16 protein-coding genes and 1 pseudogene are annotated in these 16,252 nt (G+C 64.6%); 7 read left to right on the top strand and 10 right to left on the bottom strand.

Going from position 1 to position 16,252, the window contains the following annotated elements; all coding sequences use genetic code 11:
* Nucleotides 1-8: 8 nt before the first annotated feature.
* A complete protein-coding gene (locus tag ACFFWD_RS12455; protein ID WP_376965374.1) occupies nt 9-458 on the bottom strand; it encodes a (2Fe-2S)-binding protein in 450 nt (149 codons plus the stop codon).
* A 152-nt stretch (nt 459-610) separates the two neighbouring features.
* Nucleotides 611-1,958, bottom strand: a pseudogene (locus ACFFWD_RS12450) (MFS transporter).
* Between ACFFWD_RS12450 and ACFFWD_RS12445 the strand changes: the two are divergent.
* Nucleotides 1,873-2,049 (top strand): hypothetical protein, encoded by a 177-nt coding sequence (locus tag ACFFWD_RS12445; RefSeq protein WP_376965433.1) that lies wholly within the window; start codon nt 1,873-1,875, stop codon nt 2,047-2,049. The pseudogene ACFFWD_RS12450 and the gene ACFFWD_RS12445 overlap by 86 nt on opposite strands.
* Nucleotides 2,050-2,116: 67 nt before the next feature.
* Here the strand turns inward: ACFFWD_RS12445 and ACFFWD_RS12440 are convergent, their stop codons facing one another.
* Nucleotides 2,117-2,728: a TetR/AcrR family transcriptional regulator gene (locus ACFFWD_RS12440; RefSeq protein ID WP_376965372.1), complete on the bottom strand. Its 612-nt coding sequence runs from the start codon at nt 2,726-2,728 to the stop codon at nt 2,117-2,119.
* Between the two features lie 76 nt (nt 2,729-2,804).
* Between ACFFWD_RS12440 and ACFFWD_RS12435 the strand changes: the two genes are divergently transcribed.
* From ACFFWD_RS12435 to ACFFWD_RS12415, 5 genes are all read left to right on the top strand, one after another.
* Nucleotides 2,805-3,167, top strand: a complete 363-nt coding sequence (locus ACFFWD_RS12435; protein ID WP_376965370.1) for a darcynin family protein — start codon at nt 2,805-2,807, stop codon at nt 3,165-3,167.
* 174 nt (nt 3,168-3,341) lie between these two features.
* A complete protein-coding gene (locus ACFFWD_RS12430; RefSeq protein WP_376965368.1) occupies nt 3,342-5,111 on the top strand; it encodes an ABC transporter permease in 1,770 nt (589 codons plus the stop codon).
* Nucleotides 5,112-5,132: 21 nt separating this feature from the next.
* Nucleotides 5,133-6,158: an ABC transporter substrate-binding protein gene (locus ACFFWD_RS12425; protein ID WP_376965366.1), complete on the top strand. Its 1,026-nt coding sequence runs from the start codon at nt 5,133-5,135 to the stop codon at nt 6,156-6,158.
* Between the two features lie 15 nt (nt 6,159-6,173).
* On the top strand, nt 6,174-7,277 hold the full coding sequence (locus ACFFWD_RS12420) for an ABC transporter ATP-binding protein (RefSeq protein ID WP_376965364.1): 1,104 nt from the start codon (nt 6,174-6,176) through the stop codon (nt 7,275-7,277).
* A 72-nt stretch (nt 7,278-7,349) separates the two neighbouring features.
* Nucleotides 7,350-7,928, top strand: a complete 579-nt coding sequence (locus ACFFWD_RS12415; RefSeq protein ID WP_376965362.1) for a diguanylate cyclase domain-containing protein — start codon at nt 7,350-7,352, stop codon at nt 7,926-7,928.
* Between the two features lie 2 nt (nt 7,929-7,930).
* Here the strand turns inward: ACFFWD_RS12415 and ACFFWD_RS12410 are convergent, their stop codons facing one another.
* The 6 genes from ACFFWD_RS12410 to ACFFWD_RS12385 all read right to left on the bottom strand — a co-directional run bounded on the left by ACFFWD_RS12410 (nt 7,931) and on the right by ACFFWD_RS12385 (nt 13,990).
* On the bottom strand, nt 7,931-8,716 hold the full coding sequence (locus ACFFWD_RS12410; RefSeq protein ID WP_376965361.1) for an ABC transporter ATP-binding protein: 786 nt from the start codon (nt 8,714-8,716) through the stop codon (nt 7,931-7,933).
* The gene (locus tag ACFFWD_RS12405; protein ID WP_376965359.1) at nt 8,704-9,759 is read right to left on the bottom strand and encodes a dihydrodipicolinate synthase family protein; all 1,056 of its coding nucleotides are present in this window, start codon (nt 9,757-9,759) and stop codon (nt 8,704-8,706) included. The genes ACFFWD_RS12410 and ACFFWD_RS12405 overlap by 13 nt, the downstream gene beginning before the upstream one ends.
* Nucleotides 9,760-9,767: 8 nt before the next feature.
* Entirely contained in the window at nt 9,768-10,592 is an 825-nt protein-coding gene (locus ACFFWD_RS12400) for a GNAT family N-acetyltransferase (protein ID WP_376965357.1), read from the bottom strand.
* Nucleotides 10,579-11,616 (bottom strand): NAD-dependent epimerase/dehydratase family protein, encoded by a 1,038-nt coding sequence (locus tag ACFFWD_RS12395; protein WP_376965355.1) that lies wholly within the window; start codon nt 11,614-11,616, stop codon nt 10,579-10,581. The genes ACFFWD_RS12400 and ACFFWD_RS12395 overlap by 14 nt, the downstream gene beginning before the upstream one ends.
* A gap of 15 nt (nt 11,617-11,631) precedes the next feature.
* Nucleotides 11,632-12,402 (bottom strand): ABC transporter permease, encoded by a 771-nt coding sequence (locus tag ACFFWD_RS12390; protein WP_376965353.1) that lies wholly within the window; start codon nt 12,400-12,402, stop codon nt 11,632-11,634.
* Nucleotides 12,403-13,342: 940 nt separating this feature from the next.
* The gene (locus ACFFWD_RS12385; RefSeq protein ID WP_376965351.1) at nt 13,343-13,990 is read right to left on the bottom strand and encodes a TetR/AcrR family transcriptional regulator; all 648 of its coding nucleotides are present in this window, start codon (nt 13,988-13,990) and stop codon (nt 13,343-13,345) included.
* Nucleotides 13,991-14,089: 99 nt separating this feature from the next.
* Here ACFFWD_RS12385 and ACFFWD_RS12380 point away from each other — a divergent pair, with 99 nt between their 5' ends.
* Nucleotides 14,090-15,106: an ABC transporter substrate-binding protein gene (locus ACFFWD_RS12380; RefSeq protein WP_376965349.1), complete on the top strand. Its 1,017-nt coding sequence runs from the start codon at nt 14,090-14,092 to the stop codon at nt 15,104-15,106.
* Nucleotides 15,107-15,227: 121 nt separating this feature from the next.
* On the opposite strand, the gene ACFFWD_RS12375 is transcribed toward ACFFWD_RS12380, so the two are convergent.
* Nucleotides 15,228-16,211 carry a Bug family tripartite tricarboxylate transporter substrate binding protein gene (locus tag ACFFWD_RS12375; RefSeq protein WP_376965348.1) on the bottom strand — a complete coding sequence of 328 codons (984 nt, stop codon included), beginning with the start codon at nt 16,209-16,211 and terminating at the stop codon, nt 15,228-15,230.
* Nucleotides 16,212-16,252 lie beyond the last annotated feature (41 nt).

Here is a 16,252-nt window from a genome sequence, read left to right as displayed (position 1 = left end):
CTGCCCCCTTATGCGCTTGCGGCAGCGTGGATCGCCTCGCGCACCTGCTGGAAGGTGCCGCATCGGCAGATATTGGTGATGGCCTCGTTGATGTCGTCGTCGGTCGGCTTCGGCTTCTCGTTCAACAGCGCCGCCACCGCCATGATCATGCCGCTCTGGCAGTAGCCGCATTGCGGGACGTCATTGGCGATCCAGGCCAGCTGCACCTTGTGCAGGGCGCCGTTGGCGCCGAGGCCCTCGATCGTGGTGATCTGCTTGCCGACTGCTTCGCTGACCGTGACGCCGCAGGAGCGCATCGCGACGCCATCGATATGCACGGTGCAGGCGCCGCATTGTGCGATGCCGCAACCGTATTTGGTCCCCGTCAGCCCAACGTTTTCCCTGATAGCCCAAAGCAGCGGCGTATCGTCCTCGACGTCCACATTGATTGTTTTGCCATTGATGTTGAGGTTTGCCATCGCGTTCCCCTGATTGGTCCAATCCTCCGATTGAACTTCGCTGTGATGTTGGACGTGAAACTGGAACGGTTCAAATCAAGAAAAAGCGTTTGCGCCACGGAAGAAATTTGATGGAGCGGTGTTGAGACGTGGTTGCGTGCGCCGCATGGCTGTCATGTCTTTTGCGGCGAGCCAACAGCGAGCCGCAGGACGCTCATGATGCTGCCGAGCACCGCGAATCCTGCGCCGAGCGCCAGCGCGATCGTCGCGCCGTCGCGGCCGGCGAGGGCAAAGCACAGCGCGGCAAGTGCCGCGCCGGTCGTCTGTCCGATCAGCCGCGCGGTCGCGACGATGCTGCTCGCGCTTCCGCTGCGATGCGACGGCGCGCTCGACATGATCGCCTTCATGTTCGGGGTCTGGAAGAAGCCAAAGCCGATGCCGCAGATGACCATGCGCCAGACGATGTTGGCGACGCCGGGCTCGCTCGGCAGGACCGCCAACAGCACCATGCCGAACCCAAGCAGCAGCATGCCGATGCTGCCGAGGATGCCTGCGGGATAACGGTCGGACAGGCGTCCGCCGATCGGCGCCATGAAGGCGACGACCATGGGCCAGGGCGTCATGAAGAAGCCGGTCTCGACCTGGGAGCGGCGCAGAACGTCCTCGAAGTAGAACGGCAGCGACACGAAGGCGAGCCCCTGCACGGCGAATGAGCAGATGGCGGTGGCGGCCGACAGCGCGAAGATCGGCCGGCGAAACAGGTCGAACGGCAGCATCGGCGCAGGATGATCGGCGTGTCGCCTGATGAGGATCCACCCGAACAGGACCGCACCGAGGATTGCGGCGCCGACCAGCCATGGTGATGTCTGGTGGGCGGCACTGCCGATGGCGATGATGAAGAGGCCGAGGCAGGCCGAGGTGAGCGCCGCGCCGGTGAAGTCGAAGGCGTGGGTGGCGCGTGGCGTCGACGGCAGCGTTTTCATGCCGATCGCGAGCGCGATCAGGCCGAAGGGCAGGTTGACGGCGAACAGCCACGGCCATGGTCCCAACGCCAGGATGCCGGATGCGATCGTCGGCCCCAGCGTCATCGCGGTTGCGACCACCAGCGCATTGTGACCGAAGCCGCGGCCATGCATGCGGCTCGGATAGACGAAGCGCACCAGCGCGGTGTTCACGCTCATCAGACCGCTTGCGCCGAGCCCTTGCAGCGTCCGCGCCACCAACAGGCTCGGCAGTGACCACGCCAGGGCGCAGCCGAGTGACGCCAGCGTGAACAGCAGAAGGCCGCCGAGATAGATGCGCTGGTGGCCGACGATTTCGCCGAGTGCCCCGAGCGGCAGCAGGGGTCGCGACCAGTGCGATCTGGTAGACGTTGACGACCCATACCACTTCAGCCGGGCTGACATGCAGATCTGCAGCGATCGCGGGCAGCGCGATGTTGGCGATCGCGACGTCGAGCGAGGCCATCGCCAGCGCGGCGAAGATCGCAGCCACCGCCCAGCGTCCGCGGTCCGGCGGCAGTCCATCGGCGACGGGCGCCATCGGCGCAGCGGTGGTGGCGGTCTTTTCGAGCATGTCCAGGCTTTCCCGGGACCGCATGTACTACGCCTGACATTCGTTCCACAGGCGTGTCCCTGCATGATGCATATGCGGCGTTGGCGACATCGTCACTGCCCCGGTCACCGCGCATGCAAGTATCCCTCGACGGCGCGCATGATCCGGCGCGCCGCTACCGGCCGCGACAGGTCCTTCTGCAACGCGTGATCCACCATGGCACGGGTGATCACGATCAGGTCCTCGACGGCGGCGGCGTCCACGGGCCTGGCGATCTCGCGCTCGTGGCTCGCCAGCAGGGTGCTGACCAGCTTCTTCAATTCCGCGGCCGCCGACAAATCGCCGGACGCCGGCTGCAGGCGATCTTCCTCGATCTCGAGGATGCGGTTGAGCCTCGCGCGCTCGGCATGTGCCTCGAGGAGGCCGCCGATGACGAGATCGAGCGATGCCTTGAGGCCCTTTCCCTCTGACGCCGCGACCGCGGCCCGCGCTTTCTCAAGCAGCAAGGCCTCGAACCGCGCGATCAGGGCGAGCGTCATCGCGTCCTTGTTGGGAAAGTACTGGTACACCGACCCGACGCTGATCCCGCCGCGCTCGGCGACCGCGTTGGTGTTGTAGCCCTCGAGCCCGCGCTGCTCCAAAACGCGAGCCGCGGCTTTCAGGATGACGGCGACGGTTTCCCGCGAGCGCTGCTGAAGCGGCTGTTTTCGGGCACCTAGGCGCTGTTTGGTTGCCACGGGAGTCGGTTTCCGGAACGCGAGTTGTGAATATGAGCAATTACTCAGATTATGGCCGCGAAAGGAGAACTGATCAATGTCCAATCTGCAATCCACGACGTCACCGATCCTCCCCGAGCACGAGGACGATCCCGACACCTTCCACATCTTCGTCATGGTCAAGACCACGCGGCACTGGCTCGACATGAAAACCGAGCATCGCCGCGCCTTCCTGGACCAGGAGATCATCCCGCTGCTGCGGCGGCGCCCGGAGCTCAAGATACGCTGGTTCGAACCGGAGGCATTCTCGATCCGGGCGACCGACGTGATGATCTGCGAGACCAGGGATCTCTCGGCCTGGGCATGGTTGTGCGACCATCTTCGCGACAGCCTGTTCTGGGATCATTACTTCGAGGTGCTCGACATCATGCCGGCGCTCGAAGGCAGCTACCTGCGCTGACGCGGCGAGCGGCCGGCCCGGGAACGCATCCGGGCTGGCCTCGCCATTCTCGCAGGACGTCGTCCCGCAATCGCGAGGCGACTTTCGGATAGTTGCGTCCCCGGGGCGATGGACTACGCTTGGAATACAAGGCGTCAGCGACATCACAAATGACGCCGCAAGAGGGGAAGCGCATTGCACGGACAGGCGGACCTGCGCAACGAGGCCACAGGTAGCGCCAGCGAGAGAACTCGTCGGCGCGCAATCACGGGCCTTTGGGTCGCATCGCTGCTCGCGATCCTGACCTTCCTCGTGATCTATCCCATTTTCATGCTGCTGTTGGGCGCGCTGACCGACAGCAATCCGGTGGTTGACGGAATTGGCGTCGGCCGGCTCTCGATCGCCAATTTCCTCACCGTGCTGGCCAACCCGAACGTCGGCGAAGCGCTGCTCAACACACTGATCGCCTGCGGCGGCGGCACGGCGATCGCAGTCGTGATCGGATTGTTCTTCTCCTGGATCGTGGTTCGCACCAACACGCCGTTCAAGGGCTTCATCGCTGCCGCCAGCATCCTGCCATTGTTCGCGCCGCCGCTGGTCGCGGGGGTGGCGTGGGCGATCCTCGGTTCGCCAAAGACCGGGCTTATCAACACCATGTTCAAGTGGATGGGGTCGGACCTTCGCGTCGACCTCTACTCGATGTGGGGCTTGGTGTTCGTGTTTGGCATCTACTACGCGCCCTATGTCTACATGTTCACCTCGTCGGCGCTGCGCAACATGGATCCGAGCCTGGAGGAGGCGGCCGAGATTTCCGGCGCCAGCGCATTCGCGACGCTTTTCACCGTGACGTTTCCGCTGATCATGCCGGCGATCGTGTCGGGCATGCTGCTGTCGTTCATCGTGATGCTCGGTATCTACGGCATCCCCGCAGTACTCGGCGCGCCGACCAATCTCAGCGTGCTCACGACCTACATCTTCAAGCTCACCAATTGGTCGCCGCCGCTCTACGACACTGCCGCTGCGGTTGCGATCATCCTGATGGTAGTCACCGGCCTCCTCGTCTATCTGCAGCAAAAGGTGCTGAGCGGGCGCAGCTACACAACCGTGGCCGGGAAGGCGTTCCGGCCGCGCAGCCTTGATCTCGGACGCTGGCGCTGGTTCACCTTTGGACTCGGCATCGCCTATCTTCTGATTGTCGTGGTGCTGCCGTCGCTTGCCCTGATCGTCGCCGCATTCCGCAAGTTCATGTTCATCCGCGACCTCGCGAGCCTGTTCGACACGCGGCAATATTCGCTGATGCATTTCGAGGCGATCTTCGACAATCCGCTGACGATGCGGTCGATCTACAACGCGGTCGAGGTCGGTATCATCACCGCTATTGCCGGCGGCGCGCTTGCATTTGCGATTGGCTATACCGTCCATCGCACCCAGGTGGCAGGACGCCGCAGCATCGACCTGATCGCGACGCTGCCGGTCGCGATCCCCGGGCTCGTGGTCGGTGTCGCCTATCTCTGGGCCTGGATCGGTGTTCCCGGCGGGCTCTACGGCACGATCTGGATCCTGGCGCTGGCGTTTATCGCACGCTTCATGCCCGATACCGTGAAAGCGCTGTCGACCTCGTTCCTGCAAATCCACCGCGAGCTCGAGGAGGCGGCCTGGGTCTGCGGCAGGGGCATGCTCGGCACCATCAGGACGATCGTGCTGCCATTGGCGCGGCCGGGCGTGCTCGCCTCGATGACGCTGTTGTTCGTGCTGGCGATCCGCGAGCTCGGCTCGTCGCTGTTTCTCTACACCAGCAATACGATGGTGATGTCGGTGTTGCTGCTCGACTACTACGAGGGCGGCAATATCGGGAAGACTGCGGCATTCAGCCTCGTGCAAACTGTTCTGCTCGCTGTTCTCATTGGCGGCGCCAATTGGCTGTCGCGCGGATCGGCGCAAGGCAGCGTGGCGCGAACCGGATAAGAAACATGGGGAGGAGTGGCGATGGATAGACGGAGTTTTGCCGCATTGGCCATTGCCGGCGTTGCGATGGCGGCCCTGGCGCCGGCCGCGCGGGCGCAAGAGTTCGGCCCGCCTGAGCTGATCGCGGCCGCTAAGGCGGAAGGCAGGCTTGTCTATTACACCGCCAATTTCGCCGAGATCGAGCAGCAGGTGATCAAGGCCTTCAACAAGCGGTTTCCCGAAATCAAGATCGAGATGGTCCGCGCGCCCGGCGGCCAGCTCATCACCCGCGTGAAGACGGAGGCCGCCGCCGGCAAGCTGATCGCCGACGTGGTCGACCATTCCGACCGCGCGCTGATGCAGCCGCTCGAGGACCTGTTCCAGGATTACGCGCCGCCGAACGCCGCCGACTACAGCAAGGATGCGCTGATCTCGCCCAAGCTCTGGCCGCGCGTGACCCTCGCCTGGTCGATCGCCTACAACACCGAGCTGGTAAAGGATCCGCCGAAATCGTGGATGGACCTGACCAAGCCGCAATATGATAAGATGATCGGACAGGTCTTCGCGCAGTCCGGCGGCACGACCTGGACGCGGGTCATGTTCGAGCGCCAGGTGCTCGGCGAGGACTATTGGGCCAAGCAGGCGGCGACCCACCCGGTGCTTTATCCGTCCGGTGCGCCGATGGCTGATGCGCTGGTACGCGGCGAAATCGCGATGGGGCCGCTGCTGTACAACGTGATCTACCAGAAGAAGAAGGACGGCGCGCCGATCGAGATCTTCTTCCCACCCGAGGGAACGCCGGTCAATCCCTATGCCACCGGCATTCCCAAGACAGCTGCGCATCCCAATGCCGCAAGGCTGTTCCTGAACTGGTGCCTGTCGAAGGAAGGGCAGACCTTCATGATCAAGGAGCTCGGCAATTTGACGTCGCTGAAGGAGCCGCCGGCCTATCCGGAAGGGTTCGATCCCAAGATCGTCAAGCTCTGGTATCCGAAGTTCGACGACTATGTGAAGCTGCACGCAGCATGGGTGGCCGACTGGGACAAGACATTCGGCTATCGACAGTGAGATACAGGTGCATCGATGACGGCGACGCTCGAGGTCACCGAGCTCAGGAAGCAATTCGCGATCGGTCGGCCAGCGATCGACGGCGTCAGCTTTGCCGTGCCGGCAGGCGAGATCGTTGTGCTGCTCGGCCCGTCCGGCTGCGGCAAGACCACAACGTTGCGCTGCGTGGCTGGGCTCGAGCATCCGACGGGCGGCGAGATCTCCATGTCCGGGCGCCTGATGTCGTCGCCGGCGCGCGGCATCCTGGTTCCGCCGCGGGCGCGCGATCTCGGCATGGTGTTCCAGTCCTATGCGGTGTGGCCACATATGACGGTACGGCAGAACGTGATCTATCCGCTGAAGCACCGGAACATCAGCCGCGCCGATGCTAGCCGCAAGGTGGAGGAGACGCTGGCGCTGGTCGGTCTCTCCGACTATGCCGACCGGTCGGTGGTGGCGCTCTCGGGTGGACAGATGCAGCGCGTGGCGCTGGCGCGCAGCATCGTTTACCGGCCGCAACTGCTGCTGCTGGATGAGCCGCTGTCGAATCTCGATGCCAAGTTGCGCCTGCGGCTTCGCGACGATCTTCGCGTCATCCTCAAGCAGACCGGCATGACCGCGCTCTACGTCACTCATGACCAGGCCGAGGCGGTCGTGCTCGGCGACCGCATCGGCGTGATGCGCGACGGCAAGCTGCTGCAGATGGACACGCCCAGCGCAATCTACAACCGTCCGGCCGATCTGTTCGTCGCCAATTTTACCGGCGCCACCAACGAACTTGCCGGCACGCTGGTCGCGTGCAACGGCGAGTTCGGCGTGGTCGATTTCGGCGATGGCAGGCAAGGCGAGGTCGCGCTGCTCCATGCGGTCAGGCCTGACGAAAAGGTGCGGGTCGCGCTGCGGCCGGAGAACATCGCGATCGGGAGGCCAGACGGCGCCAACACCTTTTCGGCAAAGGTGCTCGACCGCCGCTACCAGGGCACGCAGACGGCCTACGGCATCGAGCTGTTCGGCAGGCGCCTCGAGGTGATCGAACTCGGTACCGCGGCGCGGCATCAGGTCGGCGTCGAGGCGCCGGTCTCACTGCCACGTGAATGCCTGTGGGCCTATCGCGACGCAGGGCCGTCGTCCTATGAATAGCGGCGACCAGGAGTCGTGAGGAAACGCAATGCCCATTGTTGTTCTGCCGGGCGACGGCATCGGACGGTTCGCTTGTCGTATCGCAACACGCTGAACCAGATGACGCTGAAGCAGAAGTTCGAACAGCTCGCGCGCATCGATCCGATGACCGGCCTGCTCAACCGTTCGGCGCTTGCCGCCGACGTCACTAAGATCGTCGCCGGGCGCGGCGACGCCATGATCGCGGTTCATACCATCGACCTCGATCACTTCAAGGCGGCCAATGATCGATTCGGCCATCCCGTCGGCGATGCCTTGCTTCGGCAGGTGGCGGCACGGCTGTCGTCGCTTGCGGGCCGATCCGATCTTGTGGTGCGGATGGGCGGCGACGAATTCATTCTGGTGCAGACCGTGCCGAGCTCCCGCGGCGGTGCCGAAGCCATGGCGCAGCGGATCTTCGAGACGGTCAGCGCGCCGTATCGGATCGGCGACCATGAGATCGTGATCGGCGCCAGTATCGGCATTGCCCTGTCGCCGGAGCACGGCAAGACGGTCGAGGCGTTGCTCTCCCGGTCCGATGCGGCGCTTTATCGGGCGAAAGAGCGTCGCGGCGGCTACGCCATCGCGGCCGAGCCCGCGGGTCTCGATCACGATCGGCAGCGGGCCGCCTGACATCATCCACCCGCGCCGAGCCCGAGGCTCGCATAGATCCGCCGCGCATAGGCGCCGAACGCGTCTGACGTCTTGATCGGCAGGTCGCGCGGGAAGGGCAGGTCGATCGGGAAGTATTCCGCCATCTTCGCGGGGCCCGAAGTCAGCACTGCGCAATGCGAGGCCAGGAACACCGCCTCCTGGATCGAGTGGGTGACGAAGATGATGGTCTTGCCGCTCTCGCGCCAGATCCTGAGCATTTCGAGGTTCATCTGCTCGCGCGTCAGCGCGTCCAGCGCGCCGAACGGTTCGTCCATCAGGATCAGCTTTGGATCATGCACGAAGGCACGCGCGATCGCGGTGCGCTGCTGCATGCCGCCGGAAAGTTGCTGCGGATATTTGTCCTCGTAGCCGGCGAGCCCGACCAGGTGGAGCAGGTCGCGGGCGCGCTCGCGCGCCGCCCTCATCGGGAGGCCTACGATCTCCGCAGGCAACAGCACGTTGTCGAGGATGGTGCGCCATTTCAACAGCAAGGCCTGCTGGAACACCATGCCGATGTCGCGCGCGGGATCGAACGGCGTTTTGGCGTTGCCGATCTTCACGGTGCCGCTGTCGGCGCCGTGCAATCCAGCCAATATCTTCAGCACGGTGGTCTTGCCGCAGCCGGACGGCCCGACCAGCGACACCAGCTCGCCTTCCTGCACGTCCATGGTGACGTCGGACACCGCAAGGAATTCGATGCCCTTCGTCCGGTAAACTTTCCGGACGTTGCGCAGGCTGATGAAGGGTTCGAGCGTCATGCCAGCCATTTCTGAAGGTTCGCGGCGACGAACGCATCATCGGAGAGATCGGCGTGCTCGCGGCAGACCCGGTCGATCTCGGCCATCTGGCCGGGGCTCAGGCCTTCGTCGGGATCGAGGCACCAGATGCCCTCCATCAGGCCTTGACGCCGCAGGATCTCGTGACAGCCTGCGATGCAGCCATGGAAATTGTTGGCGACGTCGAAGAAGGCGCTGTTGCAGTCGGTGACGCGGGCATCGAGCGCCAGCAGATCCGCCGGCACGGTGTCCTTGTGCCGCGCCGCCTTGCAGGCCTCGAACTGTTTGATCGCGCTTGCGGTCCAAACCGACCAGTGGCCGAGCAGGCCGCCCCTGAAATAGGTCCGCGTGGTGACGCCCTTGTCGCGCAGGTCGAACGGCAGCATCAGGTCGAGCAGGATGTGGTCGTCATTGCCGGTGTAGAGCGCGACGCGGTCGAGCGCGTTCGCCGCGGCAACCCCGCGCAGCACGTCGAGCGTGCGGTAGCGGTTGAACGGCGCGATCTTGATCGCGATGACATTGTCGATCGCGGCAAACCGCCGCCAGAAATCGGCGCTGAGGATGACGCCGCCGACCGCCGGCTGTAGATAGAAGCCGACCAGCGGGATCTCGCGCGCAACCGCCGCGCAATGGGCGATGATCTCGTCCTCGGAGGCCGATTTCATCGCGGCAAGGCTGAGGAGGCCGGCCTGATAGCCGATGCCGCGCGCAATCGTTGCTTCTGCGACCGCCTGGCTGGTCGGGCCGGCGAGGCCTGCGACCATCGCCAGCGGCCGCTTGGTCCAGCTCGTGGCGGTCTCGGCGGCGAGCTCGAGCACCGGTCTGTAGAGGCCGACATCGCGGATCGCGAATTGCGTGGTGTGGACACCGACCGCAAGGCCGCCGGCACCGGCGTCGACATAGTAGCGCGTCAGCGCACGCTGGTGGCGGACATCGAGCTTGCGGTTGGCGTCGATCGCGAGCGGATGCGCGGGCAACACCGTGCCGTCGACGATCAGTTGGCGTATCTCGGACTTGATCTCGCTGTGGTGCATGGCATGTCCTATCCAAACTCGGGGCCGGCGACGGCGAAAGCTTGTTCGGTCGCCTGCGTCGTCGGGCGGCCGAACCGCATGCGCTGGAACGGACGCTCGATGCTCCAGCCGGCGGCGGTGAGGCCTGTCACGAACGCGGCCTGCGAATGCACGGCGTCGATGATCAGGGGCCGCGCCTCGGCTTCCGCGACGGCGTCGACCAGCGCCAGCGCGCTCGCCGTGTCGTCCGCGAACAATGGTCCGAGCTGTCGTGCGACCCGGCCATCCCGAACGAGGGCCATGGCCTTGCCGTCGGACACGAGGCGTGAGCCTGCGCGATCGCAAAATGCGCGCAGCAGCGGTCCGCGGTCGAAACCCATGGCGCGCCGGTCGCGTGCGATCAGCTCATCCAGGTCTCCGGTTGAGAGCGCAAGCGTGGCCGCCGGCGGTGCGGGGTGTGCCAGGCGAAGCCGCCGCAATTCCACCGTCGGGGTGAAGCCGAGCGGTCCGTAGACCGCCGTGCCCGCGGGCGTCGCATCGAGCCAGACCGTCAGTTTCCGCATCTTCGCGGCGTCGAGGCATGCATCGACCAGCCGTGTCGCGATGCCGCGGCGCTGAAAGCGCGCGGTCACCAGCACCATGCTGATCCAGGCATTGCCGACGGAGTAGGGCAACAGCGCGGCGGTAGCGATCAGATCGTTGCCGCTGCGCACGCCGTAGACGATGCCATGGTTGAGGAAGGTCAGCCAGTCGGCCTCGTTCTGGTTCCAATGCGCCTCGGTCGACAGCGCAAGACCGGCCTGCGCGTCAGCAGGACCGAGTTCGACGATCGCGACATCGTCAGTACCGGCCATCGCGCACCTCGTATTTGGTCGGCTTGCCCAGGCTCGGCATCGATCGCGCGACCCAGTCGGCGGTCCATGCGATGAGCTGATCGGTATCGACGATCGGCAGGCCGAACAGTTTCACCGCCTGCGAGGTATTTGTCAGCCAGGCGGTCGGCTCCTCCCTGCCGACGAACACGGGCCTGCGGCCGAAACGCGCGCCAAATTTGGCGGCAAGGTCGCGCACGGCCAGGATCTCGTGGCCGCTGACATTGATCGGCGAGGTCGGGGTGTCACAATGGGCGAGGCAGCGCAGCGCCTGCGCGGACGCATCGCCCTGCCAGATGAAATTGACATGGCCGAGGCTGACGTCGATCGGCGCGCCCAAAAACACCTTGGTCGCGATGTCGTGCAGCACGCCGTAGCGCATGTCGATCGCGTAGTTGAGGCGGAACAGCCGGCCCGGGGTCGAGAATTTGCGGGAGAAATATTCGAACATGCGCTCGCGCCCGACGCAGGACTGCGCGTACTCGCCGGGGGGGTTCGGCGCCATCGCCTCGTCCGAGCCTTTGCCGTCGACCGGCACGAACGGATAGACGCAGCCGGTCGAGAAGGCGACGATCCGCGAGCTGGCGAAGGCCTGCGCGACCAGCGCCGGAACATGCGCGTTCATCGCCCAGGTCAGCGACAGGTCACCCTCGGCGCCGAACTTGCGCCCGGCCATGAAGATGACGTTCGGGCTCTTCGGCAACGCCTTGATCGCGGCCTCGTCCAGCAGGTCGCAATTGATGGTCTCGATGCCGCGGGCGCTCAGCCAGTCCTTTACGCTGGCGTCGCTGAAGCGCGCGACGCCGATCACCCGGCGGTCCGGCAGCGCGCGTTTGGCGAGGCCCGCCAGCGTTGGACCCATCTTGCCGGCGACGCCGAGGATCATGATGTCGCCGTCGACCTTGCTGAGATCGTCGATCAGCGCCTGGCTCGGCCGGCACAACAGCTCGTCGAGGGTTGCGATATCGGGGATCGCTTCAGGCAGAGTGTCGCGGGTGAGCAGCATGGTTCGTCCCTGTCGTTATTGCAGCCTGACGTCGCGGACCACGAACAATCGTTCAAGTCCGAGCACGAGGCCGTAAAGCGCGACGCCGAGCAGCGTGAGCAGCACCACGGCCATCACCATGGCCGGCGTATCGAGCGAAGACTGCACCTGGATCATGAGGTAGCCGAGCCCGCGCTCGGAGGCGATGAACTCGCCGACGATCGCGCCGGCGACGGCGAGGATGGCGCCGACCTTCATCCCCGAGAACACGTAAGGCAGCGAGCCCGGCAACTGAATCTTGCGGAACAGCGTCCAGCGCGAGCCGCGCAGCGACTTGACGAGATCGAGCAGGTCGGGCTCGACCTCGGAGAGACCCCGCGCGGTGGTGAGCAGGATCGGGAAGAAGCAGATCGAGAAGGCGATCAGGATGTTCGGAAAGATGCCGTAGCTGAACCAGACGATGAACAGCGGCCCCAGCGCGACCTTCGGGATCATGTTCAACGTCACGAACAGCGGCAGCAGCAAGAGACTGACCAGCGGCGACCAGGTGAACATCACCGCCAGCGCCACGCCGACCAACGCGCCGAGGCAGAAGCCGCCGAGGATCTCGGCCGCGGTCACCAGCAGATTCGACAGCCAGGCATATTTGGCGGCGCCGAGCGTCGCCACCGTTGCGAGCGGCGAGGGCAGGATGAACTTCGGAATCTGAAAGGCATCGACCGCGACCTGCCAGAGCACGATCACGGCAAGGTGCACGATCAGGATGACCGCAAATGACCGTGCCGACCGCCCTCCGTCACTGAACACCCGAGTACTCCCTTGATCGCGTCCGTTCCTGATGGCTCGGGTAGCCTATCGCGGTCTCCGGCAACTTTCAACCAGTTGGTTGATTAGCTAGCAAGTCGGTCCCCGTCATTGCGAGCGAATCGAAGCAATCCATCGGCCGCGGTGGGAAAGATCGTCGCTATCGCTCCTCGCAATGACGGGAAGAGCGCGCCGCGCTCACAAGCGTCGTCCCGGCGCAGGCCGGGACCCATGCTCCGCGGCGGATGTTGTGAATGGGACTCGTCGTTCTGGCGTCGCAAGGCAATCTGCGCCTGTGATTATGGATCCCGGCCTGCGCCGGGACGACGCCGAATTTGTTGCGCCGTCTGAGAGACATATCCCCGCCTTCTCGCGGCGCGATGCGTCCGAGTCTTGCGTCTCGTTCCGCCCTCCTATCGAATAGAGGGCGCAGGGAAAGCCGGGTGCCGATTGCACCCATGGGCCCTGTGCAACAAAAAGCACAGGGGTAGGACCACAGGTGAAACCGGAAAACACGCCGGCTTTCCCTGCACGATGGTTTTACGGCTTGCTTCGTGCTCTCCCCGGCGAGACCGGGCTTTCTTGTCACCGTCCTCGCAGAACGCTTCGCGTCTTGCGAGGAGACACCAACCACTGGGGCGTCAGGACCACACGACTTCACCGTCCGCTTCACGCGTGCTCGTCAGTCACGCCATCGGCGTCCACCGCATCCCACACCACGTTCGTGACGATCGCGAGCCGCCCCTCAATCGGGTGGGACGGGCGGAGTCATACACTGAGTTGTCGTTCCGAAAAACAGAAATATTTTCGCGCGAGGGGCTTGCGCCGTCGGGCAAATCAGTGCCAAGGCGCCAGTGCGTAGGGCGGATGAGCCGAAGGCGTAATCCGCCGCCCGGCCGCGCAGGGAAAGGCGGATTACGCCTGCGCTAATCCGCCCTACAGCCTACGGCCGTAGCGACTGCAGCACGAGGTCGACGACGTGCTTGCGGCGGGCGCGCTTCTCGGCCGCGCTGGAGAGGTCCTTGCCGAAGATCGCCGACAGTGTTGGCGTGTTGGAGAAGAAGAAGTAGCTCAGGCCCGCGATCGAGATGTAGAGGTGGACCGGGTTGACGCCCTTGCGGAACGTGCCGGCGCGAACGCCCTCGCCGAGGATCTTCGAGACCATGCTGACCAGCGGCGAATGCATCGCCTCAAGCCGGCGCGAGGAGCGCACATGCGGCGCGCCGCCGCGGTTCTCGTCGTTCAGCAGCACGATGAAATCGGGGTGCGCGGCGAGGTGGTCGAACGAGGCCTCGATCAGCGTCTTGATCGCCTCTTCGGGCGGCAGGCCATCGAGATTGAGCTTGCGCTCCTGGGCGCGGATCTCCTCATAGACCCATTCCAGCACGGCGAGGTACAGCGCGTCCTTGTCGCCGAAATAATGGTAGACGAGCTGCTTGTTGACGCCGGCGCGGGCGGCGATCTCGTCGACCCGGGCGCCGGCCAGGCCGTTCTGTGCAAACTCGCGCCGCGCCGCGGTCAATAGCTTCTTCCGTGTGGCGACGGGGTCGCGCCGCTTCGGCTTTGTGTCGTCCGATCTCTTCTTCGGCATTTCCAACCAAACAGTTGACAACTTGTCTCGGCCTCTGTTGCATTGGTAGCGTCAGGGGCGGGCAACGACAAGGCCGGGTGGAGCTTGAGGAGATCTGCGATGAGGGGTTTGAAAGCGGCGGCCTTAGCGATCGCCTTGGCGATCGCGCTGCCGATGCCGGCCGCGCCGTCGTTTGCCGGCGAGGCCGTCAACCTGGTGCTGAACTGGACGCCGACCGCGGACCATTCGCCGTTCTATTATGCCAAGTCGCAGGGCTGGTACGAGAAGGCCGGCATCGACCTCACCATCGAGGTCGGCAAGGGCTCCGGCGTCTCCGCGCTGAAGGTCGGCTCGGGCGGCTCGCCGTTCGGTATCGCCGATCTTGCGACCATGCTGGTGGCCAAGAGCAAGGGCGCCGACGTGGTGGCGCTGATGAGCATCTATGCCAATACCGGACAGACCTTCTACTGGCTGAAGAGCTACGGCGTGAAGGCGCCGAAGGACTTTGCCGGCCACAAGATCGGCAACCCGCCGGGCGATGCCTCGCGCGTGATGTGGCCGGCCTTCGCCAAGGCCGCCGGCATTGCGCCTGATGCGGTGACCTTCGTCAATGTCGGCCCGACCGCGAAGATCGCGGCGCTGAAGAGCCACACCGTCGACATCATCAGCGATTTCTACAACGAGCACGATCTCAAGGTGATCGAGTTCGGCGGCGATCTCGGCTACGTCAACTGGAAGGACATTGGGCTCAACCCATACGGCAATTCGCTTGTTGTCAACGGCGCCTATATGGCGAAGAACCCGAAGCTGGTCGAGGAATTCGTGCGGGTCAGCCAGAAGGCCTATGCGGCCTGCGTCGCCGATGTCGCGCCCTGCCTGAAGGCGCTGCTCGACCAGGTCTCCGGCCTCGACAGGGAGAACCAGCAGCGGCAGTGGGAGCGCATCAAGTTCCTGATGACCGACGAGTTCACCACGACCAAGGCGCTGGGCTGGATCGACGGCGAGCGGATGAAGAAGGACTACGAGCTGGTCCAGACCTATCTCGGCATGGAGAAGCCGTTTGACGTCACCAACGCGTTCTCGACCAGGATGCTCGATGGCAGCATCAAGATGGATGCGAGCAAGGTGAAGAAGTGAGGCCGAAGGCCTTCCCTGATCGTCATTGCGAGCGAAGCGAAGCAATCCATCGGTCCGCATGTGGAGGCATGGATTGCTTCGTCGCTATCGCTCCTCGCAATGACGTGGAGGGTGAGCGGGTCTACTGCAACGCCATGCCCGCGGTCTTGATCACGGTCGTCAGCTTTTCCTGGTCGGTCTTCATCAGCACGGCGAGCTCATCCAGCGACATTGGCTTGCCCGGAATGTTGGCGAGCGAGAGCTGGCGCTGGACGTCGGGATTCTCAAGCGCCTTGCTGATGGCGGCGTTGATCTTCGTAAGCAGCGGCGTCGGCGTCGCCGACGGCACGTAGATGCCGTACCACGGCACATAAGCGGCTTCGGCAAAGCCGGCTTCCGCAATCGTCGGGACGTCGGGCAGGTCAGCGACGCGCTTTTCGGTGAAGACGGCGAGCGGTTTCACGCTGCCGGCCTTGATGTGCGGCAGCGCGAGCTCGAGCGAGACGATCTCGAAATGCATCAGGTTGGTCATCAGGTCGATCAGCGCCTGGGGCTGGCCCTTGTAGCCGACATTGGTGAGCTTGATGCCTGCGACCTGAAACAGCTTCTGCGCGCTGAGGTCGATCGACGATCCCGTGCCGGGATTGCCGAAGTTGAAGACGCCGGGCTGCTTGCGGGCGAGCTCGACGAACTCGCCGATGGTCTTGACTGGCATCGACGGATGCACCAGCGCCACGCTCTGGTTCCAGACCGCGAGGCCGACGCAGCGGAAATCCTTCGCCGCGGTCCAGCCGGCGTCGTTGTAGAGGTCGGGGTTGACCAGCACCGCGGGGCCGGTGACGAGCCAGGTGTAGCCGTCAGGCTCGCTGCGGGCGACGGCCGACGTGCCGATATTGCTGTTGCCGCCGGGCCGGGCCTCGACCACCACGGTTTGCTTGAAGTCGCGGCCGACCTGCTCGGTCACGGCGCGCGCGACGATGTCGACGATGCCGCCGGCGGGGTAGGGCACGATGATGTGGATCGGCCGGCTCGGATAATTGTCCTCGGCGAGAACCGAGGCTGAGCCGCCAAGCAATGCCGCGGCGATGGCCGCAGCGAAGCGGATGGCGGTTGTGATGCCGCGCATGTCTCCCTCCCCATGTCTGACGCATCGTCTTTCGCGATGCG

It is taken from the genome of Bradyrhizobium erythrophlei (assembly GCF_042430365.1).
Classification (GTDB): Bacteria; Pseudomonadota; Alphaproteobacteria; order Rhizobiales; family Xanthobacteraceae; genus Bradyrhizobium; species Bradyrhizobium erythrophlei.
Note: the sequence above shows the minus strand (reverse complement) of the source record. Positions and strands in the feature narration are given on the sequence as shown.

What these genes read in the sequence shown, in the direction of transcription:
- ACFFWD_RS12395 (WP_376965355.1), bottom strand. Translation starts at nt 11,616, where the DNA reads ATGCTGCTCACCCGCGACACTCTGCCTGAAGCGATCCCCGATATCGCA.
- ACFFWD_RS12455 (WP_376965374.1), bottom strand. Translation starts at nt 458, where the DNA reads ATGGCAAACCTCAACATCAATGGCAAAACAATCAATGTGGACGTCGAG.
- ACFFWD_RS12420 (WP_376965364.1), top strand. Translation starts at nt 6,174, where the DNA reads ATGACGGCGACGCTCGAGGTCACCGAGCTCAGGAAGCAATTCGCGATC.
- ACFFWD_RS12425 (WP_376965366.1), top strand. Translation starts at nt 5,133, where the DNA reads ATGGATAGACGGAGTTTTGCCGCATTGGCCATTGCCGGCGTTGCGATG.
- ACFFWD_RS12385 (WP_376965351.1), bottom strand. Translation starts at nt 13,990, where the DNA reads ATGCCGAAGAAGAGATCGGACGACACAAAGCCGAAGCGGCGCGACCCC.
- ACFFWD_RS12435 (WP_376965370.1), top strand. Translation starts at nt 2,805, where the DNA reads ATGTCCAATCTGCAATCCACGACGTCACCGATCCTCCCCGAGCACGAG.
- ACFFWD_RS12410 (WP_376965361.1), bottom strand. Translation starts at nt 8,716, where the DNA reads ATGGCTGGCATGACGCTCGAACCCTTCATCAGCCTGCGCAACGTCCGG.
- ACFFWD_RS12380 (WP_376965349.1), top strand. Translation starts at nt 14,090, where the DNA reads ATGAGGGGTTTGAAAGCGGCGGCCTTAGCGATCGCCTTGGCGATCGCG.
- ACFFWD_RS12400 (WP_376965357.1), bottom strand. Translation starts at nt 10,592, where the DNA reads ATGGCCGGTACTGACGATGTCGCGATCGTCGAACTCGGTCCTGCTGAC.
- ACFFWD_RS12375 (WP_376965348.1), bottom strand. Translation starts at nt 16,211, where the DNA reads ATGCGCGGCATCACAACCGCCATCCGCTTCGCTGCGGCCATCGCCGCG.
- ACFFWD_RS12405 (WP_376965359.1), bottom strand. Translation starts at nt 9,759, where the DNA reads ATGCACCACAGCGAGATCAAGTCCGAGATACGCCAACTGATCGTCGAC.
- ACFFWD_RS12445 (WP_376965433.1), top strand. Translation starts at nt 1,873, where the DNA reads ATGTTGGCGATCGCGACGTCGAGCGAGGCCATCGCCAGCGCGGCGAAG.